24 protein-coding genes are annotated in these 22,083 nt (G+C 68.8%); 10 read left to right on the top strand and 14 right to left on the bottom strand.

Translation table 11 applies throughout. The features are described from left to right. Positions 1 to 55 precede the first annotated feature (55 nt). The 4 genes from ACWTPI_RS23210 to hpaI are packed head-to-tail and all read left to right on the top strand — an operon-like array spanning position 56 to position 3,439. Positions 56 to 943 (top strand): amidohydrolase family protein, encoded by an 888-nt coding sequence (locus ACWTPI_RS23210; protein ID WP_020423628.1) that lies wholly within the window; start codon positions 56 to 58, stop codon positions 941 to 943. After that, complete coding sequence (locus ACWTPI_RS23205) at positions 940 to 1,824, top strand: fumarylacetoacetate hydrolase family protein (protein WP_020200697.1); 885 nt, start codon at positions 940 to 942, stop codon at positions 1,822 to 1,824. The genes ACWTPI_RS23210 and ACWTPI_RS23205 overlap by 4 nt, the downstream gene beginning before the upstream one ends. Continuing rightward, positions 1,821 to 2,627 carry a 2-oxo-hept-4-ene-1,7-dioate hydratase gene (gene hpaH, locus ACWTPI_RS23200; RefSeq protein WP_454732840.1) on the top strand — a complete coding sequence of 269 codons (807 nt, stop codon included), beginning with the start codon at positions 1,821 to 1,823 and terminating at the stop codon, positions 2,625 to 2,627. The genes ACWTPI_RS23205 and hpaH overlap by 4 nt, the downstream gene beginning before the upstream one ends. Before the next feature lie 17 nt (positions 2,628 to 2,644). Further along, positions 2,645 to 3,439, top strand: a complete 795-nt coding sequence (gene hpaI / locus ACWTPI_RS23195) for a 4-hydroxy-2-oxoheptanedioate aldolase (RefSeq protein ID WP_454732839.1) — start codon at positions 2,645 to 2,647, stop codon at positions 3,437 to 3,439. A gap of 30 nt (positions 3,440 to 3,469) precedes the next feature. Here hpaI and ACWTPI_RS23190 read toward each other — a convergent pair whose 3' ends face one another. Then, positions 3,470 to 4,537 (bottom strand): alkene reductase, encoded by a 1,068-nt coding sequence (locus ACWTPI_RS23190; protein WP_454732838.1) that lies wholly within the window; start codon positions 4,535 to 4,537, stop codon positions 3,470 to 3,472. Between the two features lie 260 nt (positions 4,538 to 4,797). Between ACWTPI_RS23190 and ACWTPI_RS23185 the strand changes: the two genes are divergently transcribed. Next, positions 4,798 to 5,256, top strand: coding sequence for an Rrf2 family transcriptional regulator (locus ACWTPI_RS23185; protein ID WP_454732837.1), 459 nt, complete (start codon positions 4,798 to 4,800; stop codon positions 5,254 to 5,256). 2 nt (positions 5,257 to 5,258) lie between these two features. Here the strand turns inward: ACWTPI_RS23185 and ACWTPI_RS23180 are convergent, their stop codons facing one another. Beyond that, on the bottom strand, positions 5,259 to 5,561 hold the full coding sequence (locus tag ACWTPI_RS23180; RefSeq protein ID WP_020200702.1) for an Ada metal-binding domain-containing protein: 303 nt from the start codon (positions 5,559 to 5,561) through the stop codon (positions 5,259 to 5,261). Between the two features lies 1 nt (position 5,562). Continuing rightward, entirely contained in the window at positions 5,563 to 6,114 is a 552-nt protein-coding gene (locus ACWTPI_RS23175; protein ID WP_454732836.1) for a methylated-DNA--[protein]-cysteine S-methyltransferase, read from the bottom strand. A 289-nt stretch (positions 6,115 to 6,403) separates the two neighbouring features. Between ACWTPI_RS23175 and ACWTPI_RS23170 the strand changes: the two genes are divergently transcribed. Next, positions 6,404 to 6,610 carry a hypothetical protein gene (locus tag ACWTPI_RS23170; RefSeq protein ID WP_454732835.1) on the top strand — a complete coding sequence of 69 codons (207 nt, stop codon included), beginning with the start codon at positions 6,404 to 6,406 and terminating at the stop codon, positions 6,608 to 6,610. Positions 6,611 to 6,642: 32 nt separating this feature from the next. On the opposite strand, the gene ACWTPI_RS23165 is transcribed toward ACWTPI_RS23170, so the two are convergent. Further along, positions 6,643 to 7,593 carry a LysR substrate-binding domain-containing protein gene (locus ACWTPI_RS23165; RefSeq protein WP_454732834.1) on the bottom strand — a complete coding sequence of 317 codons (951 nt, stop codon included), beginning with the start codon at positions 7,591 to 7,593 and terminating at the stop codon, positions 6,643 to 6,645. Between the two features lie 53 nt (positions 7,594 to 7,646). Beyond that, positions 7,647 to 8,381, bottom strand: a complete 735-nt coding sequence (locus tag ACWTPI_RS23160; protein WP_081651290.1) for a glutathione S-transferase family protein — start codon at positions 8,379 to 8,381, stop codon at positions 7,647 to 7,649. A gap of 266 nt (positions 8,382 to 8,647) precedes the next feature. Between ACWTPI_RS23160 and ACWTPI_RS23155 the strand changes: the two genes are divergently transcribed. Next, a complete protein-coding gene (locus ACWTPI_RS23155) occupies positions 8,648 to 8,827 on the top strand; it encodes a helix-turn-helix domain-containing protein (RefSeq protein ID WP_454732833.1) in 180 nt (59 codons plus the stop codon). Between the two features lie 30 nt (positions 8,828 to 8,857). Here the strand turns inward: ACWTPI_RS23155 and ACWTPI_RS23150 are convergent, their stop codons facing one another. Further along, positions 8,858 to 9,616 (bottom strand): hypothetical protein, encoded by a 759-nt coding sequence (locus tag ACWTPI_RS23150; RefSeq protein ID WP_454732832.1) that lies wholly within the window; start codon positions 9,614 to 9,616, stop codon positions 8,858 to 8,860. 40 nt (positions 9,617 to 9,656) lie between these two features. Then, entirely contained in the window at positions 9,657 to 10,487 is an 831-nt protein-coding gene (locus tag ACWTPI_RS23145; RefSeq protein ID WP_454732831.1) for an AraC family transcriptional regulator, read from the bottom strand. 97 nt (positions 10,488 to 10,584) lie between these two features. Between ACWTPI_RS23145 and ACWTPI_RS23140 the strand changes: the two genes are divergently transcribed. Continuing rightward, a complete protein-coding gene (locus ACWTPI_RS23140) occupies positions 10,585 to 11,550 on the top strand; it encodes a quinone oxidoreductase family protein (protein WP_454734000.1) in 966 nt (321 codons plus the stop codon). Positions 11,551 to 11,604: 54 nt separating this feature from the next. Here ACWTPI_RS23140 and otnK read toward each other — a convergent pair whose 3' ends face one another. The 7 genes from otnK to ACWTPI_RS23105 form a co-directional block, all read right to left on the bottom strand. Then, positions 11,605 to 12,864 carry a 3-oxo-tetronate kinase gene (gene otnK, locus ACWTPI_RS23135; protein ID WP_454732830.1) on the bottom strand — a complete coding sequence of 420 codons (1,260 nt, stop codon included), beginning with the start codon at positions 12,862 to 12,864 and terminating at the stop codon, positions 11,605 to 11,607. A 51-nt stretch (positions 12,865 to 12,915) separates the two neighbouring features. Further along, a complete protein-coding gene (locus ACWTPI_RS23130) occupies positions 12,916 to 14,553 on the bottom strand; it encodes an NADP-dependent glyceraldehyde-3-phosphate dehydrogenase (RefSeq protein WP_454732829.1) in 1,638 nt (545 codons plus the stop codon). An 11-nt stretch (positions 14,554 to 14,564) separates the two neighbouring features. Next, positions 14,565 to 15,995: a pyruvate kinase gene (pyk, locus tag ACWTPI_RS23125; RefSeq protein WP_454733999.1), complete on the bottom strand. Its 1,431-nt coding sequence runs from the start codon at positions 15,993 to 15,995 to the stop codon at positions 14,565 to 14,567. Positions 15,996 to 16,216: 221 nt separating this feature from the next. Beyond that, entirely contained in the window at positions 16,217 to 16,525 is a 309-nt protein-coding gene (locus ACWTPI_RS23120) for a putative quinol monooxygenase (RefSeq protein ID WP_454732828.1), read from the bottom strand. Between the two features lie 102 nt (positions 16,526 to 16,627). After that, positions 16,628 to 17,692, bottom strand: coding sequence for an Ldh family oxidoreductase (locus ACWTPI_RS23115; RefSeq protein WP_029043118.1), 1,065 nt, complete (start codon positions 17,690 to 17,692; stop codon positions 16,628 to 16,630). Between the two features lie 113 nt (positions 17,693 to 17,805). Beyond that, positions 17,806 to 18,771, bottom strand: coding sequence for a Bug family tripartite tricarboxylate transporter substrate binding protein (locus ACWTPI_RS23110; RefSeq protein ID WP_454732827.1), 966 nt, complete (start codon positions 18,769 to 18,771; stop codon positions 17,806 to 17,808). A 30-nt stretch (positions 18,772 to 18,801) separates the two neighbouring features. Further along, a complete protein-coding gene (locus tag ACWTPI_RS23105; protein ID WP_059413720.1) occupies positions 18,802 to 19,683 on the bottom strand; it encodes a BKACE family enzyme in 882 nt (293 codons plus the stop codon). 276 nt (positions 19,684 to 19,959) lie between these two features. Between ACWTPI_RS23105 and nanR the strand changes: the two genes are divergently transcribed. Further along, positions 19,960 to 20,679: a transcriptional regulator NanR gene (nanR, locus tag ACWTPI_RS23100; RefSeq protein WP_020200718.1), complete on the top strand. Its 720-nt coding sequence runs from the start codon at positions 19,960 to 19,962 to the stop codon at positions 20,677 to 20,679. A gap of 242 nt (positions 20,680 to 20,921) precedes the next feature. After that, positions 20,922 to 22,043: a retroviral-like aspartic protease family protein gene (locus tag ACWTPI_RS23095; RefSeq protein WP_454732826.1), complete on the top strand. Its 1,122-nt coding sequence runs from the start codon at positions 20,922 to 20,924 to the stop codon at positions 22,041 to 22,043. Positions 22,044 to 22,083: the final 40 nt, after the last annotated feature.

Here is a 22,083-nt window from a genome sequence, read left to right as displayed (position 1 = left end):
GTTCCACGAAGACGGCTTCTTCACCGAAGCCGGCCCACATTTCCACCCAGCAGACATGCCAGACTATCTTCCCTTCGATCCGAATCCGCGCGCGCCCGTGCCCTTGCCGCCCGCGCGCAGTTGCGACAGCCAGTTCCACGTGTTCGGCCCGCGCGAGCGCTTTCCGGTGCGGCCCGGCGCGGCCTACGAGATGCCGAGCGCGACATGGCAGGTTGCCCAGCGGCTGCATCGCACGCTCGGCATCGGCCGCGGCGTCATCGTGCAGGCGACCACCTACGGCGCCGACCACGCCGTCGTGCTGGACGCGCTGGCGCATCTCAACCCCGCCACCGGACCGCGCACCTACCTCGGATGCGCCAACGCCGCCGTGCTGACCGAATGCGACGACGCCTATCTGGCGCGGCTGCACGACGCCGGCGTGCGCGGCGCGCGCTTTACGCGGGCCGGGCTCGGCATCAGCATGAGCGCGGCCGAACAGGACAAGGCCTTCGCGCGCATCAGGGAGCTGGGCTGGTACGTCAAGCTCCAGCCGGAGCCCGATGGCATCGCCGCGCAACTGGCCGCCTACGACAAGCTCGACGTGCCGATCCTGCTCGACCACATGGGGCGCGCCGATCCCGCCAGGGGCGATGCGGACCCGACGCTCGCCGCCGTCCTGGAGCGGCTCGCGCGCGGCAACTACTGGGTCATGCTCTCGCTCAGCGAGAAGATCTCGCGCGCAGGCGCGCCCTGGGACGACGTGGTGCCGCTCGCCCAGAGGCTGATCGAGGCCGCGCCCGACCGCTGCGTCTGGGGCAGCGACTGGCCCCATCCGGTTTCCGTCAAGCAGCCGCCGAACGAGGGCGAGCTGCTGGAGCTGCTGTATCGCTTCGCGCCGGACGCCGCCGTGCGCCACAAGATCCTTGTGGACAATCCCGCCAACTTCTTCGGATTCGAAGCATGAAACTCGCAACGTTCAGCGTGGACGCCGGCATTTCCTGGGGCGCCGTGGTCGGCGAAGGCGCCGCCGCGGGCGTGGTCGACCTCGCGCGCCGCCTGCCCGGCATCCACTCGGTCAAGGCGCTGCTCGCGGGCGGCGAACCCCTGCTCGCGCGGGCCAGGCAAGCCGCGGCCGAAGCGCGCATCGACCACCGGCTGTCGTCGGTGCAGCTGCTGCCGCCGGTGCCGGACCCCGAGAAGATCTTCTGCATCGGCGTCAACTACGCGCACCGCAACGCGGAGTACAAGGACAACAGCGACCTGCCCAGGTATCCGAGCGTCTTCATGCGCGCGCCGGCCTCGCTCGCCGGTCACGGGCAATCCCTGCTGCTGCCGCCGGAATCGAAGCAGCTCGACTACGAAGGCGAGATCGGCATCGTCATCGGCAAGACCGGGCGCCGCATCGCCAGGCCGGAGGCGCGCGCCCATGTCGCGGGCCTGACCTGCATCAACGAGGGCACCATCCGCGACTGGCTGCACCACGGCAAGTTCAACGTGACGCAGGGCAAGAACTTCGACGCTTCCGGCGCGATCGGCCCGTGGATCGTCACCGCGGACGAATTCCCGGACTTCGGCGACATCCGACTGACGACCCGGGTCAACGGCGAAGTGCGCCAGGACGACACCACGGCGAACCTGATGTTCCCGTTCGACGCGCTGATCGCCTACCTGTCGCAGTTCGCCACGCTCAATCCCGGCGACATCATCGCCACCGGCACGCCGATCGGCGCCGGCGTGCGCTTCGACCCGCCGCGCTTCCTGGTCGCGGGCGACGTGGTCGAGGTCGAGGTCGCCGGCGTCGGCGTGCTCTCCAACGTCGTGCGCGCCGAGGAGGTGCGGCCATGACGCCCGGGCAGCTCAAGGACGCCGCGCTGCGGCTCGAACAGGCGGAGCGCACGCGCGTGCCCTGCCGCCAGTTCTCGCTCGACTATCCCGAGATGCGCATAGAGGACGCCTACGCCATCCAGCACGCCTGGATGGCCCTCAAGCAGGAGAACGGCCGCACCATCAAGGGACACAAGATCGGCCTGACCTCCAAGGCCATGCAGCGGGCGGTCAACATCGGCGAGCCGGATTTCGGCGTGCTTCTCGACGACATGTTCTACCGCGACGGCGCGGCGATTCCTTCGGAGCGCTTCATGCAGCTGCGCATCGAGGCGGAGCTGGCGTTCGTGCTGGACAAGCCGCTGTCCGGCCCGGACTGCACGCTGTTCGACGTGCTGGACGCCACCGCCTACATCACGCCGGCGCTGGAGATCCTGGACGCGCGCATCCAGCGCGTGGACCCGCAGACGCAGCGCACGCGCACCGTGCTCGACACCATTTCCGACAACGCCGCCAACGCGGCGCTCGTGCTCGGCGGGCGCCCGTTCCGCCCCGCCGTGCAGGACGTCGACCTGCGCCGCATCGGCGCCATCGTCAGCAAGAACGGCGAAGTGGAGGAAACCGGCCTGGCGGCCGGGGTGCTCAATCATCCCGGCTATGGCGTGGCGTGGCTCGCCAACCGGCTCCACCGCTACGGCGTGGCGCTCGCGCCCGGCCAGGTGATTCTCGCCGGCTCGTTCATCCGCCCGCTGGAGGTCGCGAAGGGCGACACGATCATCGCCGACTATGGCGACTTCGGCACGGTCTCGTGCTACTTCGGTTGACTTCGGGGAGCACCGCAATGGCGATTGCCGCCAATCATTTCAAGCAGGCACTGCGCGCGGGACGACCGCAGATCGGCATCTGGTCGGCGCTGGCGAACCACTATACCGCGGAGATCCTCGCCGGCGCGGGATTCGACTGGATCATGCTGGATACCGAGCATGCGCCCAACGACGTGCCGATGGTGCTGCAACAGCTCCAGGCCGTGGCCGCCGATCCGGACCGCAAGACTGCCGCGGTGGTAAGGCCGGCCTGGAACGACCATGTGCTGATCAAGCGCTTCCTCGACATCGGCGCGCAGACGCTGCTCGTTCCCTATGTGCAGACGGCGGAGGAAGCGGCGGCCGCGGTCCGGGCGGTCCGCTATCCGCCGCTCGGCATTCGCGGCGTCGGCGGCGCCACGGTGCGCGCCACGCGCTTCGGCCGCACCCGCGACTACATGCAGCAGTGCGGCGACGAGATCTGCCTGCTGGTCCAGGTGGAAACCGCGCAGGCGCTGGAGAACCTGGAAGCCATCGCCGGCGTCGACGGCGTGGACGGCGTGTTCATCGGCCCGGCGGACCTCGCCGCGAGCCTGGGGTATCCGGGCCAGCCGGCGCATCCCGCGGTCCGTGCCGAGATCGACAGGGCCATCCGGCGCGTTGCCGCCTGCGGAAAGGCGCCCGGCATCCTGATGGTCGACGAGGCGCGCGCCAGGGAATGCCTGGCGCTTGGCGCGCTGTTCGTCGCCGTGGCGGTCGACATGGTGATGCTCGCGCGCGGCGCCGAAGCCGCCGCGGCGAAGTTCAAGGAGCGTCCGGCGAGCGCCTGCTGAAACACGGGGGCATCGGCAGACGCCATCCGCTCAGACCGCCTCGTCCAGCAGCGGATAGTCGTTGTAGCCCGTTTCGTCGTCCGCGTAGATCGTCTCCGCGTTGACCGCGTTGAGCGGCGCGCCGCGGCGGAAGCGCTCCACCAGATCGGGGTTGGCGATGAACGGGCGCCCGAACGCCGCCGCGTCCGCCTCGCCGCGTTCGATGGCGGCCTCCGCGCTCTCCCGCGTCAACCCTTCGTTGAGGATGTAGGCCCCCTTGAAGATGCGCCGCACGTCGCGGCCGATGCGGTTCTCGCCGCGGTCGAGCGACTCGCGCGCAAAGATGAAGGCGAGGTGGCGCGCGTTGAGCTGCTCGGCGACATAGGTGAACAGCGCGCGCGGGTTCGAGTCGCGCATGGAGTAGGAGCTCGACATCAGGTTCAGGTGCACGCCGACGCGGTCCGCGGGCCAGACCGTGAGCAGCGCGTCGACGGCCTCCAGCAGGAAGCGCGCGCGGTTCTCGATGGCGCCGCCGTAGCGGTCGGTGCGCTGGTTGGAGCCGTCGTGCAGGAACTGGTCGAACAGGTAGCCGTTTGCCGCGTGCAGCTCGACGCCGTCGAAGCCCGCACGTTTGGCATTTTCGGCGCCGACCCGGAAGTCCTCGACGATGCCGGGAATCTCCTCGGTCTCCAGCGCGCGCGGCACGGTGTACGGGCGCTGCGGGCGCACGCGGTTGACGTGGCCTTCCGGCGCGATGGCGCTCGGGGCGACCGGCGGCTGGCCGTCATGGTAGACCGGATCGGAGACGCGCCCGACGTGCCACAGCTGCGAGACGATCAGGCCGCCCGCGGCGTGCACCGCCGCCGTCACCTCTTGCCAGCCGGCAATCTGCTTCTCGGTCCAGATGCCCGGCGTGTTGGGATAACCGACGCCCTGGGGCGTGACCGAAGTCGCTTCGGAAATGACGAGTCCGGCGCTCGCGCGCAGCGCGTAGTGCCGCGCGTTGATGGGACCCGGGCTGCGCTCGGCGAACGCGCGCATGCGCGTGAGCGGCGCCATGATGATGCGGTTCGGCAGCTTCAGCGCGCCGATCTGGACGGGATCGAAGAGTGAGGACATCTGCGGGTTTCTCGTTTCGGTGTGGAACAGCGCATGGAAGAAGAAAGGAGCGGTGGCTCGGTTTCGGCTGGCTATGGCACGTCGCAAGGCCCGCTGGCATCGCCGCGCCGCCTTCGTTGTAACAATATCGGTTACAACATAAACCATCCGCGCCGCCGGCACAAGTCTTTCGTCGTGAACGTTCGCTGCCGGCGAGCCGGATTGACAACCCATGCCGTAACGAATATGGTTACAACCAAACCGACTATCACAGGCCTGCCATGAGCGCCAACAGCCGCCTGACCGTGGCGACCCACATCCTCGCGTGGATGGCGCTCGTCGCGCGGAACCATCCTGAACCGGTCACGTCGGACCGGATCGCCGCCAGCGTCAATACCAACCCGGTGGTGATCCGCCGCACGCTCGGGCTGCTGGCGAAAGCCGGCCTGGTCGAGAGTTATCGCGGCGCCAACGCGGGATGGCGCCTGGCCCGCGGCGCGGACGCCATCAGCCTGCTCGACGTCTTCGATGCGCTGGAAGAAGGCGCGCACTTCGCGCTGCACCCTTCCAGGCCCAGCCAGGCGTGCCCGATCGGACGCGGCATCGGCCCGGCGCTGGGCCACGTCTATGCGTCGATCGACGACAGCGTCCGCAGGACGCTTGCCGCCACGACGATCGAAGCGGTGCTTGCGGACACGCTGGCATCGCCGCCATCGCCATCACGGAAACGGCGCCGCTGAAGTCACGGCCACGCGCGCCCGCCAGCCGTTGCGCTGGCCTTCCACTGCGCATACCGCTCGGGCAGGCAGACGGCGCAGGGCCGGTAGCCCGCGGCGAGCGCCGTGGCTTCGTCGGCGAAGAACACGCGGTGCTTCACATAGCCGCCACGGGCGACGGCCCGCAAGGCAGTGCGGCAGTCGAGGCGGCCATAGATCCGGCCGCGCCGATGGCCGCCGAGCGTGCCCGGCGTGCGGCTCCGATATGGCCTGCCGTCCCGGCCGATCAGGGTCCAGGTCCGGGCACCGGCCGCGACCGTGCCGTTCAAGTCAGAACCCCGGCAGCGCCTGGGTCCGGGGCACCACGGGCGGCGGCTGGATCGCCTTCTCGTGTTCGAGCAGCCAGCGCTTCCTGTGCAGGCCCCACGCATAGCCCTTGAGGTCGCCGTTGCTGGCGATCACGCGGTGGCACGGCACGACGATGGCGACCGGGTTGGCGCCGTTGGCCGCGCCGATGTCGATGGCCGCGCGCGGATCGCCGAAGCCCAGGTCTTTCGCCAGCTTGCCGTAGGTCGTGGTGGTCCCGGCCGGAATGCGGCGCAGCGCGGCCCAGACCTGGCGCTGCAGCCCGGAGCCGGCCGTGGCCGTCGGCAGGGCGTCGAGTGCGTCGAGGTGCCCGGCGAAATAGCTGGCGATGGCCCCGGCGATCTGCGCCGGCGCGGCGGCATCCGCCAGGTCCGGCTCGCCATAGTGCTCGCGCAGGCCGCGATGCAGACGGGCCTTGTGATCGGCAAAATCGAGCGCGCGGATGACCTGCTGCGCATCGGTGACGAGCAGCATCTCGCCCAGCGGCGACGCGAGCTTGCTCAGGAACAGTTGCATGATGTGATCCTCCTTCGCAGCAGGACGGCATTGCCCGCCTGCAATGACGCCAGTGTAGGAAGCCCGTCGTTTGCGCGAACTCCGCTCCTTGCGGTCGAATTCCGCGCCGGGTTCCGGCGCGCGGCGCCACCGAAAAGGCGCGGCGCGGCAAATGGATTTCACAGCAAGAAACGGCGAGCGCCCGCCGGCGGATTGCCATAGCCTGCAATCGCCGGGAGCCGCGGAATACGTCTTCAAGCATCCTGCTCCGGCTCCCGGCCCGTGTTCACCGATCCGAGGGAGTCCAATCATGCTGCCGTTGCTCGCACTGCATGCGCTCGTGGCCCATCGCGGCGACGGGCTGCGCCCGGAACTGCTCGCCGCGCTGGAACGCCGTGCCGGGTGGGAAACCGGATGGGAAACCGGCCTTGGCGCCGGCATCGAATCCGACGACAGCCAGCCCGGTCGCGGGACGGAAGTCGCCACTGCCGAGAAAAACCATCGCGACGAAGCCTGACCCGCGGCCGGACGACGCGCCGGATGATGCGCTCATCCCCTCTTCCTGCTCGCCGCGCCCGCCTTCGCCTTCTGCTTCTGGCCGGGGTCCAGTTCGTCGAACACCTCGACGAGCCAGTCGATGAATATCCTCAGCCGCTGGCTCAGGTGCCGGTTCTGCGGGTAGACCACGTGCAGCGGATACGGCGGCGGCCGCCAGTCCTCGAGAAAGGCGACCAGCCTGCCGCTCTCGATATACGGCCGGACCTTGAAGGAAAAGAGGTGGATGATGCCGATGCCGGCCAGGCCCGCCGCCAGGTGCGCGTTGCCTTCGTTGACGCTCAGGAAGGCGTTCGGCTGCACTTCGGTGGCCGCGCTGCCGACGCCGAACGGCGACGGCGCGACGCGGCCGGTGCGTTGCGAGATATACCCCACCAGGATGTGATTCCGGCCGAGGTCCGCGATGTCGGCGGGCATGCCGTGGCGCGCGATGTATTCCGGCGTCGCGCACGTGGTCCAGTTCGCACGGCCGACTTCCCGGGCCACGAGAGACTCGTCGCGCATCGGGCCGCCCCGCACCGTGCAGTCGATGCCTTCCTGGATCATGTCGGTGAAGCCGTCGCGCACGCACAGTTCCACCTCCACGTCCGGGTAGCGCGCGTGAAACGCCGGCAGCACCGGAATCAGGAAGCTGCTGGCCAGCGAGGCGCTCACGCCGATCCGGATCTTCCCGGCCGGGCTGGCGTTTTCCACGCCGAATGACGCATTGACCTCGTCCAGCGCGTGCAGCAGGGGCAAGGTGCGATCGTAGTAGGCGGCGCCCTCCGGCGTGACGGCGACCATGCGCGTGGTGCGCCGCAGGAGCTTGACCTTGAGCTCGGCTTCGAGGTCCTGGATGATCTTGCTGGCGGTGGCCAGCGGAATGCCGAGCGAGTCCGCCGCCTTGGTGAAGCCGCCCGTCTCGACGACGCGTGCGAACACGCGGATCGCCATCAGGTTGTTCAATCCAGTCCCCTTTTCATCATTGCGTCACCGCGTCACCACCCCCGCGCCGGCGTTCAGCCGGCGGCCGCGGCCGGCTCCGCCTTGCCGTTCAGGTAGGCAATCAGCGGCTCCAGGTACGGCAGATCCTCGGCGATCAGGTCCTGCCCGCTGCGGTTCTTCACGCTCGGACGCTCGCCGACGCGGGCGCGCCATTCGAGCAGCGCGGTGTGATCCGCCGGGACCGCGAGCCCCGCGTAGTCGCCGTGCATCAGCGCGGCCCATACGGTGATGTCCGCGACCGAGAACTGCTCGCCGGCCACGTAGGGCTGCGTGCGCAGCACGCCGTCGAAGTACCGCATGCCCGCCATCGCGCGCTCTCCATGCTTGTCGCCCCACTGCTTCCTGAAAGCCCAGTCGGCGCTCTTGAACGCTTCGTTGGCCTTGCCGAGGCCGGGCGTCGAATGGTGGAAGAATACGCCTATCCCGTTGATCAGCTGATCGTCGGCGCGCTTCTGCATCATGTGGATGACGGCTTTCTCGCGCGCGGTGCGTCCGGTGAGGATGGGATTGCCGTCGAGATTGTCGAGGTATTCGGTGATCGCGATGCACTCCGAGATGAACGTGCCGTCGTCGAGTTCGAGCACGGGAACGGTCGAGGTCGGATTCTTCTCCCGAAACGCGCCCTGCTGATGTTCCGCGCCGTAGAGATTGACGCGAACGAATTCCACCTGCGATTCCATTCCCTTCTCGGCCAATGCGATGCGGATGCGTGCCGGATTGGGAAAACCGGTTATGTCGTGTACTTTCATGTGAATCACCTTTTTGCGGGACCTTGCGGCGGAAAATCGGGAGACGGGCGGCGTGCGAGGCACGGCCCCTGACCCGCTGGAGTTGCGGGGGACGAGACGGATGACGGACCTGGGGAGTCGGTGCCGGCGCGTATTCGGCGCGCCGGCGAAAAAGCGCCGGGCGCCGCCCGCGCGCGGCATTGCCGCCCGTCGCCCGCGGCCTGGCGGGCAACGCTTCAACTGCGTCGCAGTGTAAGTGAGCGGGCAATGGAGATAAATGCCGCCGGGTGGAAACATCCTCCATCCCGGTGGATAGTGGCCCCGGCCTTATTCAGGACGCCGCAGATGACTCGGTCGCCGAGACCGCGGGCCTGTGCGGCTTCGGATCGGCGACGGGGTTCTCGGAGGTGTTCAGGAGGATCGTGGGCGTCTTCCCGACGGCGTGGCGTGCCGAACAGCGCAAGTGAGCGGCGCGCCGCCGCACACCACGGTCGAACTTATACCTCGTCAGCCGGGCGCCACCGGCCGGAATCCGGGCACACGCCGGCGCTGGCGCCGTTCAGCCAGACCTGCTCTTCTTGCGGCTGCGGCTGCGGCTGCGGCGCGGTCGCGGAGGCCACGTCGAAGACAACCCCGAGCGCCTGCCCGACGCGGGGGTCTTCGATGGGAAGCTCCCAGGTCAGGAACAGCTGGGTGCAGTCCGGATCGGCCGGGAAGTCGGCCGCGTGAAAGCCGCTGCCGCCGCGCCGGATGACGCCATGAGGCTGGCAGGTATCGAATATCAGGGCCGTGCCGCGGGTCAGCGGGATGCGCAGATCCAGCGCGGGAAAATGCACGTCCTGGCCCTTGTCCTCGCTCACGAAGAGATTGCAGAAAGCCGCGCCGCCGTATTGCGTGCCGTCATGGTGATACCGCGCGCCGCGGCAGGCCATGAGCGCGACGTCGCTGGCGGCGAGCACGCCGGGCAGCCCGAGCGCGCCCGCCCAGTCGGCCATCGCCTGCACGCAGCGCGCGTAGTCCGGCCAGCGCGCCCGCGCCCGGGCCAGCGGCATGGCCTCGACGTCCCCGGGTTCCAGGATCAGGCGGGACGACAATTCCCTGGTCCAGTCCGCCAGCAGCCGCGCGGGCGGCGCGGGTATGTCGACCGTGCCGGCCAGCACGACGCCGCTCACGCGCCGGCTGCGGATGGCGTCGCCGCTCCAGAAGTAGGAAGTGGGCTGGTCTTGTGCCGGATGCGGTGGAGGGCGGTGGTTCATCGGGATCGGGATAACGCGGTGGCCGCGGCAAGGTAACGGATCATAGCGCGGCGGGCCGCCCGTGCTCGCCCTGTGCGGCGCGCCCGTTCTCCGGCGCGGCGTCTGCCATGTATCGCCCGGGTGTCGTCCCCAGCGCGCGGCGGAACATGTCGATGAACGCGCTGACGTTGTCGTAGCCGAGCTCGAGCGCGATCGTCGTCACCGGCAACCCGTCCGCGATCAGCTCGAGCGCGCGCAGCAGGCGGGCCTGCTGGCGCCATTGCGCGAAGGTCAGGCCGGTCTCCGCCACGAAGCGGCGGCTCAGCGTGCGCGGCGCGACGCCGGCCCACGCGGCCCATTGGCCGAGGTGGCGGTTGTCCGCGAGGTCGCCGGCCAGCGCGTCCGTGATGCGGATGAGCCTGGGATCCTCGGGAAGCGGCAGGCCGAGCGATGCCGCCGGCGAGGCGGCGAGCTCGTCGAGGATGACCTCGGCAACGCGCGCCTGCGCCGGATCGAGTGCGGCGCCGGGCCAGGTCGCGGCGCGCCGCACGGCTTCGCGCAGCAAGGGCGTGGCCAGGATGGCGCGCGGCTCCCGCGGCAGCGGCGCGCAGCGCTCTTCGGCGATGAACACGCTCCAGCCCGAGAACGGGCCGTATGAGCGCACCGCGTGGGGACAATGCGGCGGAATCCAGATCGCGTGGATCGCGGGGACGACCCACTGGTGCTTGTCCAGCCCGACCGAGACGAGGCCGCTGAGCGCGCCCATGAGCTGCCCGCGCGCGTGGCTGTGCGACGACTTGGCGCGCGCCTCGCTTTGCGTGAGCTCGGCCGCGACGAGGAACGGGCCGGCCGGCGAGGTCATGAGGTCCGGGCGAATGATGGGCGTGAACATGGCCAAAACACGGTATGGAATGGCATTTATACCGGAGACCGGTCGCATGCGCACGCCTACACTGGCCGCACCTGATCGCCATTGCCAAGGAACCGCCATGAAAGCCGCTGTCGTCAAGGAAGCCGGCCAGCCTCCGGTCTACGCCGACTTCCCCTGCCCCGCCGCGCAGGACGGCCATCATCTGGTCGACGTCACCGCCGCCGCGTTGAGCCGCGTCACGCGCGCCAAGGCGGCGGGCTCGCACTATTCGTCGTCGGAGGTCCTGCCGTTCGTGGCGGGCCTCGATGGCACCGGGCGGCGCGAAGACGGCCAGCGCGTCTATTTCTTCGGGCCGCAGGCGCCGTTCGGCGCGATGGCGGAACGCACCCTCGCGCGCGCGGCGCACTGCGTTCCCCTGCCCGATGCGCTCGACGACGTCACCGCGGCCGCGATCGCGATCCCGGGCATGTCGTCCTGGGCGGCGCTCACCGAGCGGGCGCGCTTCGCGCGGGGCGAGACGGTGCTGGTCAACGGCGCGACGGGCGCCTCGGGGCGGCTCGCCGTGCAGATCGCGAAATATCTCGGCGCCGGCAAGGTCATCGCGACCGGCCGCAACGCGGCCGCGCTGGCTATGCTCGGGCGCCTCGGCGCCGACGCCACGATTTCGCTGGAACAGGACGAGAGCAGCCTGAGCCGGGCCTTCGAATCGCATTTCCGCGCGGGCGTGGACGTGGTGCTGGACTACCTGTGGGGCGCCAGCGCGCGCTCGCTGCTGATCGCCGCGGCAAAAGCCGCCGCCGAGGCGGATCCGGTCCGCTTCGTCCAGATCGGCTCGGTCAGCGGCGCCGACCTCCAGTTGCCGGGCGCGGTGCTGCGCGCCGCCCCGATCACCCTGCTGGGCAGCGGCATCGGCAGCATCGCCCTGCCGCGCCTGCTGCATGCGGTGAAGGCGGTGCTCGATGCGGCCGTACCCGCCGGACTCCAGATCGCGACCGAGGCGGTCCCGCTCGCGGCATTGAGCCGCTACTGGGAAAACGCGGACAGCCTCGCGCGGACAGTCTTCACGCCGCGTCCGCGCGAGTGACGGGACGGTGCGGGCAATGCGGGCCGGCGCCCGGACAAAGCGCCGGGCACGCCCCTACGGACATTGCCGCATTGCCTCCGCGAAGAAATCGGCGGTGCCGAAGTTCCCCGACTTGAGCGCGAGCGAAAGCGGCGCCGCGTCGATCGATTGCGTCCACGGCACGCCGGGCGCGATCGGCTCGCCGATGCGCAGGCCCGTGACTTCGAGCGCCTTGACCACGGCCCCGGAGGTCTCGCCGCCGGCGACGACGAACTTGTCGAATCCCGCCTGCCGCAGCCTTGCCGCGATCGACGACAGCGCCGCCTCCACCAGCAGGCCCGCCGGCCCCGCGCCGAGTTCGGCCTGCACCCTGGCGACTTCGTCGGGCCGCGCGCTCGCGTAGACGAGAACCGGTTCGTCGTGCCCGAGAACCCATGCGACAGCGCCGGCAACCACATCCTCGCCGCGATGCAGCGCCAGCGGGTCGATCTTCAGCCCTGGGCGGTGCCTGAGCCACTGCTCCAGCTGAACGTTGGTGGCGACCGAGCAGCTTCCCGACAGCAGGACCATCCGCCCGGGGCGCGCCCGCGGGCTCGCCGCCCGCGTCGAGGCGGCGAGCAGCCCCGCCCGCCGGAAATTCTCGGGCAGGCCCAGCGCCAGGCCGGAACCGCCGCTCAGCAGCGGCATGTCCGCCGCGGCGGCGCCGATGCGATGGAGATCGTCGTTGTCGATGGCGTCGACGATGGCAATCTGCGCGTCACCTTGCCGGCACCGGTCGAACGCGGCCCGGATCGCCTCATGGCCTTTGGCCACGACGCCGTGGTCGACCAGCGCCACCCGATGCGCCGTCTGCGGCGCGAGCAGCCTGACCAGGTTCGCGTCCGTCATCGGCGTCAGCGGATGGTTCCTCATGCCGGACTCGCTCAGCAGCTCGTCGCCCACGAACAGATGGCCCTTGTAGACGGTCCGGCCATTGTCGGGCAGCGCCGGGCACGCGATGGTGAAGCGCGTGTCCAGCTCGCGCATCAATGCATCGAGCACCGGCCCGATGTTGCCGCGCGGCGTCGAATCGAACGTCGAGCAGTACTTGAAGTAGAACTGCCTGCAGCCTTCCTGCCTGAGCCAGCGCAGGGCGTCCAGCGACTCGCGCACCGCCTGCGCGGCGGGCATGGTGCGCGTCTTCAGCGCCACCACGATGGCATCCGTCCCGGTCAGCCGCCGTTGCGGGATGCCGATGGTCTGAATCGTTCGCATGCCGCCCTTGACGAGCATGCTCGCCAGATCGGTGCCGCCCGTGAAGTCGTCGGCGATGCAGCCCAGCAGTGGTCTCGACACTATCCAGTCCTTCCCAGTGAAATCCCGCAGGTCCGGCCGCGGCGGCGGCCTTCAGAAAATGAACCGCGTGTTGATGAACGCGGACTTGTGGCCGAGCACGATCTCGTCGAGCAGCGCCTTGGACGCGGCGGTCGATTTGGCGGCGATCATGGTGCGGATCGAGAACGCCCGCAGCGCGTCCGACACCGAGAGCGTGCCCTCCGCCGAATCCTTGCGCCCGGTAAACGGAAAGATGTCAGGCCCGCGCTGACACTGGCAATTGATGTTCACGCGGCAGACCTGGTTGACCAGCGGATCGACCAGCGTGGCGATGGTGTCGGGGTCGGAGCCGAAGATGCTGACCTGCTGGCCGTAGTCGGAGCTCTCCACGTAGCACAGCGCGGTGCCGATGTCGTCGAACGGCACGACCGGAACCACCGGGCCGAACTGCTCCTCCCGGTACAGCTTCATGGTCTCGTCCACGGGATACACCACCGCGGGGACGAACAAGGATTCGCAGCTCTGGCCGCCATCGGCGTTGCGAATCGTCGCGCCCTTCGCCTGCGCGTCGGCCAGGCACTCGGCGAGGTAGGCCGGCTTGTTGCTGTCGGGCAATGGCGTGATGAAGACGCCATCCTCCCACGGCATGCCCATGCGCAATGCCGCGATGGCGGCGCAGAACCTGGCGAGGAATGCCTCGGCGACCGAGCGATGGACCATGATCGTCTTCAGCGCCGTGCACCGCTGGCCGTTGAAGGAGAGCGAGCCGAGCACGCATTCGCGCACGGCCAGGTCGAGGTCCGCGTCGGCGAGGATGATGGCGGCATTCTTGGCGTCCAGTCCGAGCACGGCGCGCAGGCGGTTGGTCTTCGGGTGCAGCTTCTTGAGCTTGTCGGCCACGCGGGACGACCCGATCAGCGCCAGGACGTTGACCTGCCCGGACGCCATCAAAGGCGGCACGACCTCCTCGCCGCGGCCGTAGACGGTGTTCACGACCCCCGTGGGAAAGGCGTCCCGGAAAGCCTCCAGGATGGGCGCGAACAGCAGCGTGCCGAACCTGGGCGGCTTGAACAGCACCACGTTGCCCATGATCAGCGCCGGGATCAGGGTGGTGAACGTTTCGTTGAGCGGATAGTTGTAGGGCCCCATGCAGAGCACCACGCCCAGCGGGGCGCGCCGGATCTGCGCGATGGTGCCTTCCGCGACCTGGAACCGCGAGTTGTTGTTGTCGAGCTCCTTGAGCGCATCGATGGTCTGGCGGATGTAGTCGACGGTGCGGTCGAACTCCTTGGCCGAATCGACCGCCGACTTGCCGATCTCCCACATGATCAGCTTCACGATCAGCTCGCGCTTCTCGCACAGGCGGCAGGTGAAGTCCTGGACGTGGGCGATGCGCTGGTCGACGGACATGGTCGGCCAGAGGCCGGTGCCGGACGCATACGCCGCCACGGCCGCCGCGAGCGCCTCGCGGCTTTCCGCCGCGGTGGTGATCGGATAGCTGCCGAGCTCGAACGGCCGCAGGCCGCCGTCGGGATCGCGCACGCGCACCGGCGAGAGCACCGTGTGAGCGGGCCCCGCCCACTCCCGCAGCTGGCCGCCGATCAGGATGGTGCGCTGGTGCAGCGGCCCGGGCAGGCGATATTCGGGCGGGATGTCCTCGAGGCGCGGAAAGCGCGCCGCCAGCCCGGCGTGTGTCTGGAGAGCATTCATCTGTGCCACCCTCAGTGAGCGGAATCGGTTGGAGGGAAAACGATGCGCAGGAGGTTCGTCGACCCCGGGGTGCCGAACGGCATGCCCGCGACGATCGCGAACGGGCGCGACCCGGGCTCGAGCCCTTCGGCGCGCACGACGTCGGTCGCCTGGCTGACCATTTCCTCCACGTTGCCGGCATCCGCCGCGTGGACGGCATGCACGCCCCAGACGACCGCCAGCCTGCGCGCCGTTTCGATGCTTGGCGTCATGCCGATGACCGGCACGTTCGGCCGCTCGTGGGCCACGCGCAAGGCACTCGCGCCGGAGAGCGTGTACGTCACGCACGCGGAAAGCGGCAGCACGTCCGCGACGGTGCGGATGGCGGCCCCGATGGCATCGATGGCGTCCGCGTGCCGCGTGGCGGCAACGGCGCCCATGATGTCCCGCTGGAGCCGGTCCTTCTCGGTGTTGCGGATGATCCTCGCCATCATCTGGACGGACTCCACCGGATAACTGCCGCTTGCCGATTCGGCCGACAGCATGACCGCATCCACACCATCATAGACGGCGGTTGCGACATCCGACGCCTCCGCCCGGGTGGGCGCGGGCGCGCTCACCATCGAGTCGAGCATCTGGGTCGCCACCACCACCGGCTTGCCGGCTTCGCGGCACAGGCGCGTCAGGCGCTTCTGGATGGCCGGCACTTCCTCGGGCGGCATTTCCACGCCGAGATCGCCGCGGGCCACCATGATCGCGTCGGCCGCGGCGACGATGGCGTCGATGTCGGCGAGGGCTGCGGGCTTCTCGATCTTCGCCATGATGCCGATGCCGGGGCCGACGAGCTGCCGCAGCGCCGCGATGTCCCGGGCCGACTGCACGAACGACAGCGCAATCCAGTCGACGCCGAGCTGCAGGCCGAAGGCCAGGTCGCGGTGGTCCTTTTCGGTGAGCACCGACAGCTTCAGCGCGCAGTCCGGCACATTGACACCCTTGCGGTCCGAGACCTTGCCGCCGGTCTCTACGGTCGTCTCCGCAAAGTCCGCGCCGCAGCGGGTCACGCGCAGGCGGACCCGCCCGTCGTCGATGAGCAGCGCGTTGCCGGGCTGCAGGGCTTCGAAGATCTCCGGATGCGGCAGTTGAACCACCTCCTGGCTGCCCGGCACCGGCGCGAGTTGCAGCCTGAACGGCTGGCCGGCCGCGAGCGCCACCGGCCCCGCGGCAAAGGTGCCCAGCCGCAGCTTCGGCCCCTGCAGATCGAGCAGCGCGCCGATCGGCCGGCCCACCTCGGACTCGATCTCGCGGATCAGGCGCAGGCGCATCGCGTGGTCTTCCTGCGTGCCGTGGCTGAAGTTCAGGCGGAAGGTGTCCGCGCCCGCCAGGAACAACTGCCGGATCGCCTCATGGGTCGACGAGGCGGGCCCGAGTGTCGCCACGATCTTTGTGTGGCGTTCACGACGCAAGCTCATGTGTTTCTCCGGTGACAAGACCGCGGCGGCGGCCGGCATGCCGGGCCCCGCGGGAAAGCAGGGTCCTCCGGCATCGGACCGGCAGCCAATTGGATTGGACGGGAAAGGCGCATCCGTTCCCGGGGCGGGAACGAGGATGGAAATATCGCGGGGGCTTTCGGTGAATCGAAAACAGCGTCTATATTTTTCTCATCGGCAGCAATGGCCGGCCGCGGCTACGGCTTGCTCTCGAGCCTTTCACTTTCGAGCCTGCCATATTCCGCGACCTTCTTGCTCACCAGCCATGCGCTGGTGGTGCGATCGAAATCGTGAAAATGGCGCATCGCCAGATGGTCCTTGAACGCAGCGGCATCCCGGTAGATCTCGTACAGCAGGAACGCCGGCTCCGTGGGGCTCTCGAGAACGTCGAAGGTGAAGCAGCCCGGCTCGATGGCAAGGGACTGCGCGGCATTGGTCAGGATCGCGTCCCGGAACGCATTGCGCTTTTCCGGGAGCACCTCAATAGTCACGACGACTGCGTGCATGCGTAACCTCGTTGTCGGTGGAGGTTCAGGAGAAAGGCGGATCGCCATGCTTGCGGCGGCGCGCCCCGGGCCGTCCGGGGCGCGCGCGCCAGGGTCGAACGGTCAGGCCAGCGGCAGCGGGACGCCGTATTGGGCGCCGAGCTCCTGCAGTTCCCCGAGAAGGGAATTGCCGAGCGGAATGCCGTCGCGGCGGCGCGCACCCAGGGAAATGTACTCGCGCTCGCCGGGCAGGTAGATGCGCTCCACGCCGGTCGCGCGCCGGGCGCCGGTGACGTCGGTCATGGCCTTCTGCATGCGCTGCATGTAGGCATCGACATCATCGAAGGCGTCCACCGGCAGAACGCCGAACAGGTGGCCGCTGTTCTGCGCGGTGGTGGTCTTCTCGTAGAGATCGCCCACGTCGCGGCCGAAGAACGCGCCGGACAGCATGGTGCTGAGCAGGCCGACGATCAGCGTCAGCGCATATCCCTTGGGGCCGCCCACCGGCACCACGAAGCCCTTGAGCGCCTCGACCGCGTCGGTGGTCGGCAGGCCGTCGGGGCCGGTGGCCCATTCCGCCGGAATCGGCGTGCCCTCCTTGGCCGCGACGATGATCTTTCCGCGCGCGGCGATGCTGCACGCCATGTCGAGCACGATCGGGAACGCCCCCGGGGTCGGGAAGGCGACCGCGAACGGGTTGTTGCCCAGCACGGCTTCCGCGCCGCCCCACGGCGTCATGTGGTTGATCGCGCCGATGGTGAAGCTGAAACCGATCATGTTGTTGCGCGCGGCCATCTCCGAGTAGTACGCCGCGGCGCCGAAGTGGTTGCTGTTGCGCACCGCCACGAACGCGCAGTTTCCGCCCTTGCCTTTCTCGATGGCGAGCGCCATCGCGCGGATCCCGACCAGATGGCCAAGTCCGTTGTCTCCGTCCATGACCGCGCTGGTCAGGCCGTCGCGGACCAGCGAGATCTTCGGCGTGGCGTTCGTTCCCCCGTCCAGGATCCGCTTGATGTAGATCGGGAAACGCACGACCCCGTGCGAATCGACGCCGCGCAGATCCGCCTCGACGAGGTTGTCGGTGATCTCAACTGCCTCGCCGGCGGGCACGCCCACGCGCGTGAGAATCTCCACGCAGTATGTCTTCAAGCTCGATTCGCTCACGCGAACTGTGTTTGCGGCTTCCATGCTTCGCCCTTCCTTCCACGAATTGACTATCCCCAGGGCGCCCCGGCAGCCGGGGCGCCTTCGATGACCGGCCCGCGCGCGCGAGCGCGCGGCCGCACGGCCTCAAGCGCGCGTTATTCCGCGGTGATGTTTGCCGCCTTCATGACCTGGCGCCAGTTGTTCACTTCGGCCTCCACGAACTTCGTCGCCTGCGCCGGGTTGTCGCCGATCACGTCCATGCCGATATCGGCGAAGGTCTTCTTGGCCTCCGGGTCGGCAAGCCCCGCGAGCACGGACTTGTTCAGCTTCTCCACGACCGCCGGCGGCGTGTTGGCCGGCGCGGCAATGCCGACCCAGAACTTGAGCGCCATGTCGGGCACGCCCGCCTCCCTGGCGGTCGGCACGTTGGGCAGCATCGGCACGCGCTTGTCGCCCGTGACCATCAGCGCGCGCACCTTGCCCGACTGGATGAAGTTCAGCGCGGTCGGCAGCGCGGTGAAGATGACCTGGATGCGGCCGCCGAGCAGATCCTGCATCGCCGCCGACGCGCCCTTGTACGGGATGTGCGTGAGATCGGCGCCGGTCTTGAGCCGGAACAGCTCGCCGCCCAGATGGGTGTTGGTGCCGCGCCCGGCCGAGCCGTAGTTGATCGAGCCCGGCGCGGCCTTCGACAGCGCCACGAACTCCTTGACGGTGCTGGCCTTCACGCCGAGGTTGACGACCATGACGAACGGCACCGACGCCACCGTCGTGATGTGCGAGAAGTCCTTGACCGGATCGAAGGGCAGGTGCTTGTACAGGCCCGGCGCCATCGCAAAGGACAGGTCCGTGACCAGCAGCGTGTATCCGTCGTTGGGCGCCTTCGCCACGTAGTTGGCCCCGATGGTGCCGCTGGCGCCGGGACGGTTTTCCGGGACGATCGACTGCTTCAGCGTGGTGGACATGTCCTTGGCCACGAGCCGGCCGACGATGTCGTTGGTGCCGCCGGGCGAGAACGGGACGATGAGAGAAATCGGCTTGGTGGGGTAATCCTGCGCGGCAGCGACCACACTGAAGAAGGACAGCGTTACCGCGGCCAGTATCTTTTGATGCTTCTGCATTGTCTTGTCTCCTTTATTTTGATTTGCTGCCTATGCCATGCGGAACATCTCGCGGGTTTCGGCGGGCGTGGCGATCTCGCGTCCCATCATCCTGGCGATCTTCGCGAAATGGTGGATCACGTCGCCGTTGTTGGGCGTGCCGAGTTCCGGCCAGCCGTAGTCGCCAAGGCCGATCGCGATGTGGCCGTCGAGCTCCATCGCCGCCACCGCCGGCGCGGTGGGATTGCCGATCTTGTTGCACACGGTCCATTCCAGCGGCGCCTTGGGCAGGAACGGCAGATGCGCGTGGAGGCCCTGGATGGTGCCGGGGTGGCCGCCCAGGATGCCGTGGTCGGTCAGCTCGAACATGAAGTACGGCGTGTCCTTCACCAGCCCCATGTCGCGCAGCGCGCTGAAGCAGCGCGTAAACGCCACCGTCCAGCTCACGAACTGCGGCTTGACGCCGAGCTCGGGCAGGCGCCGCGCGAATGCCTCGAGGATCCTGGTCTCGTTCTTGTAGGTCAGATGGCCCGTCAGGTAGCGGTTCGCGATGTAGTCGAAGCGGTCGATGTTGGTGCTGCCGCAGTCGATCGGCGCCAGGTCGGGCTGCGTTTCCGGCGACTGCGCGAGCACCTCGATATGGGCGAGCCGGCTCATCTCGCCTTCGTTGGAAATCTGGCCGAGCGTCGGGAACACCAGGCAGTCGCAGTTGGCGCGGATGGCGCGGATGCAGGCGGCAAAAGTCTCCGCGTCGTGGGCCGGCTTGCCGTCGGGCTGCCGCGCGTGGAAATGGATGATGCTGGCCCCGGCCTCTCGCGCCTTGGCGGCCTCCCGTCCGATCTCCTCCGGGGTGTAGGGGATGTTCGGATTTTCGGACCTGGGCATGTACTCGTTGATGCGTGCCTCGATGATCAGTTTCTTCCGCGCTTTCATGCCGTCTCCAATGCGTTCGAGCGTCTGTTAATCGGACTTGTTCGGACCTATCAGACCACATCCTATCCACCTATCAGACCAAACGCCAGGGATCTTTGCGCAAAACCGGGTATACCCTTGGGCGGGCGGAAAGGAAGCGGTTTCGCGTGGCGCATCGTCCGCCGGATGGCCGTGGCGGCACGCGCGGCCCGGCGCGGAACCACGGCGCCGGGCAGGCCCACAGAAGGTTGGGCCTATGGTCTAATAGGCAGACAGCCGACCTAGTTACCGCACAAGATGCAATCTTCGATCCCCAACCAGCCGATTCGCCGCAAGAAGCTCTACGAAGAGGTCGCGTCGCGCCTCGAATCGATGATGCTCAGCGGCGTGCTGCGCCCGGGAGACACCCTCCCCCCCGAGCGCGAGCTGATGGACACGTTCGAGGTAGGCCGCTCGTCCATCCGGGAAGCCTTGTTCGCGCTGCAAAAGATGGGGCTGGTCGTGATCCGCAACGGCGAGCGCGCCTATGTCACGCGCCCGTCCGCCGACGCCCTCGTGGGAGAGCTGTCGGGCGCGGTGCGCCATCTGCTGTCGACCGCGGAAGGCGTGCGGGACTTCCAGCAGGCGCGGACCATGCACGAGATTTCGCTGGTGCGCTACGCCGCGCAGCACGCCTCGGCCGACGACATCGCGGCGCTCGGGCAGGCGCTCGAAGCCAACCGGAACGCGCTGGGCAACGCCGCGGAATTCACCAGGACCGACGTCGAATTCCATCTGGCCATTGCCAGGATTCCGAACAATCCCATTTTCCTGGCGCTGCATACCGCGATGGCCCGCTGGCTCGAAGAACAGCGCGCGACCTCCCTGCAATCGGCCGGCGCCGAGCAGGCCGCCTTCCGGGCCCATGAGCGCATCCACGCGGCCATCGCCGCGCACCAGCCGGACGCGGCGGAAACCGCGATGCTGGAGCATCTGCGCGAAGTCGAGTCGCATTACTGGGCGGCGAAGACCGCCTAGCGCAAACCGCCGCCTGTCCCGGCGGGCAAGCCACCGTTTCCCGCGCCGGCGCCATTGCCGGCATGGCTCGCGCGGCGGTCTCGCGGCCGCGAGACGACGTGGCAATCGCCCGGCCGGCCCGGCGCGGGCTGCATGCGCGTTGCCCCATGCGTGTTGCCCCATGAGGTAGCAACGCAACAAAGTTTCCAGTAGCGTGTCAGGCGATCGAAAGCGGCGCCGGTTGAGGCGCGAACCACGGAACCATGACAAGGCCATCGACTACCCGGAATCCCCGGACCACCCGGACTACCCGATATCTGCTTTCCGCCTGCACCGGCCTCGCCGTCCAGGCCGTCCTGTCCGGCTGCTCGGACGAGACCAGCCGCTACGCGAAGACCATCGGCGACTACGAGCTCGACGCCGTGCCCGCGCGGCAGATTTCCCGCCCGGAGATCGGGAAGCCGCTCGACGAGCTGACCCGCGAGGCCTGCGACAGGCAGGCCGCGTCTTCGCTGGCGCGGGCACTGCTCAACGCCGGGTATCGCCGCGAGGCCGCCAACGTGCTGGTGAAGTTCGCCGGCAAATGCCCGCAGGGCGTGGCGCTCCTGCCCGGCGCCGTCCCGATCCTGACGTCGATCGGCGACCTGCCGGCGGCGCTGGAGGCGGCAACCCGCGTGGTGGCCGAGAACGGCACGAGCCCGCAGGCGCGCTTCGCGCGCGCCGAGGTGCTGCGCGGCGCCGGCCGGTACAGTGAAGCGCTCGACGACTACATGGCGGTGCTGTCCCTCGCCGATCAGCCCGCCCGCGTGTCGGGCGATGTGTTTGCCGGCGCGGCCGAGGCAAGGGCGAAAACCGGGCAGCCGTGCGAGGCGAGCGGACTGATCCGCATGTGGATCGGCTGGGATCCGACGCGGCGCAATACCGCGCAGGCGCGCGCGCTGGCGGAGAAGTACGCACAGGCGGGACAGTGCGAGCGGGCAACGGCGAAGCGCCCCCAGACATTCGCGCGCAAGCGCGGCGAGGTGGTGATGGCGCGCGTCTCGGTCAACGGCCATCCGGGCACGTTCGTGGTGGACACCGGCGCCAGCTTCGTGTCGTTCAGCGAAGCCTTCGCGCAGCAGGCCGGCGTGTCGGCGGAAAAGGCGCGCCGCATACAGTTGCGGACCGCGAATGGCCTGACCGACGCGATGCTGACCACGTCGAAGACGGTGACGCTGGGCACCGCCGAGGCGGCCGGCGTGTCCGTCGCGATCGTCAAGGGCACGCCGTTCGGCCCGAAGATCGATGGCCTGCTGGGCCAGTCGTTCCTGTCGCAGTTCGAGGTGAATTTCCAGCCGGATCGCTGGACGCTCGGCGAAAGGTCCGAGAACGAAGCGCGGCATTGACCGGCAAGCCCGCCGAGACCGGATGCCGCCACCACCGCCA

The organism is Cupriavidus ulmosensis (assembly GCF_977008105.1).
This window is presented reverse-complemented; position numbering and strand designations above follow the sequence as displayed.

Excerpts from the sequence above, each read along its gene's own strand:
- ACWTPI_RS23210 (WP_020423628.1), top strand. The coding sequence starts at position 56 with ATGCCAGACTATCTTCCCTTCGATCCGAATCCGCGCGCGCCCGTGCCC.
- ACWTPI_RS23205 (WP_020200697.1), top strand. The coding sequence starts at position 940 with ATGAAACTCGCAACGTTCAGCGTGGACGCCGGCATTTCCTGGGGCGCC.
- hpaH (WP_454732840.1), top strand. The coding sequence starts at position 1,821 with ATGACGCCCGGGCAGCTCAAGGACGCCGCGCTGCGGCTCGAACAGGCG.
- hpaI (WP_454732839.1), top strand. The coding sequence starts at position 2,645 with ATGGCGATTGCCGCCAATCATTTCAAGCAGGCACTGCGCGCGGGACGA.
- ACWTPI_RS23190 (WP_454732838.1), bottom strand. The coding sequence starts at position 4,537 with ATGTCCTCACTCTTCGATCCCGTCCAGATCGGCGCGCTGAAGCTGCCG.
- ACWTPI_RS23185 (WP_454732837.1), top strand. The coding sequence starts at position 4,798 with ATGAGCGCCAACAGCCGCCTGACCGTGGCGACCCACATCCTCGCGTGG.
- ACWTPI_RS23175 (WP_454732836.1), bottom strand. The coding sequence starts at position 6,114 with ATGCAACTGTTCCTGAGCAAGCTCGCGTCGCCGCTGGGCGAGATGCTG.
- ACWTPI_RS23170 (WP_454732835.1), top strand. The coding sequence starts at position 6,404 with ATGCTGCCGTTGCTCGCACTGCATGCGCTCGTGGCCCATCGCGGCGAC.
- ACWTPI_RS23160 (WP_081651290.1), bottom strand. The coding sequence starts at position 8,381 with ATGAAAGTACACGACATAACCGGTTTTCCCAATCCGGCACGCATCCGC.
- ACWTPI_RS23150 (WP_454732832.1), bottom strand. The coding sequence starts at position 9,616 with ATGAACCACCGCCCTCCACCGCATCCGGCACAAGACCAGCCCACTTCC.
- ACWTPI_RS23145 (WP_454732831.1), bottom strand. The coding sequence starts at position 10,487 with ATGTTCACGCCCATCATTCGCCCGGACCTCATGACCTCGCCGGCCGGC.
- ACWTPI_RS23140 (WP_454734000.1), top strand. The coding sequence starts at position 10,585 with ATGAAAGCCGCTGTCGTCAAGGAAGCCGGCCAGCCTCCGGTCTACGCC.
- ACWTPI_RS23130 (WP_454732829.1), bottom strand. The coding sequence starts at position 14,553 with ATGAATGCTCTCCAGACACACGCCGGGCTGGCGGCGCGCTTTCCGCGC.
- ACWTPI_RS23120 (WP_454732828.1), bottom strand. The coding sequence starts at position 16,525 with ATGCACGCAGTCGTCGTGACTATTGAGGTGCTCCCGGAAAAGCGCAAT.
- ACWTPI_RS23115 (WP_029043118.1), bottom strand. The coding sequence starts at position 17,692 with ATGGAAGCCGCAAACACAGTTCGCGTGAGCGAATCGAGCTTGAAGACA.
- ACWTPI_RS23110 (WP_454732827.1), bottom strand. The coding sequence starts at position 18,771 with ATGCAGAAGCATCAAAAGATACTGGCCGCGGTAACGCTGTCCTTCTTC.
- ACWTPI_RS23105 (WP_059413720.1), bottom strand. The coding sequence starts at position 19,683 with ATGAAAGCGCGGAAGAAACTGATCATCGAGGCACGCATCAACGAGTAC.
- nanR (WP_020200718.1), top strand. The coding sequence starts at position 19,960 with ATGCAATCTTCGATCCCCAACCAGCCGATTCGCCGCAAGAAGCTCTAC.
- ACWTPI_RS23095 (WP_454732826.1), top strand. The coding sequence starts at position 20,922 with ATGACAAGGCCATCGACTACCCGGAATCCCCGGACCACCCGGACTACC.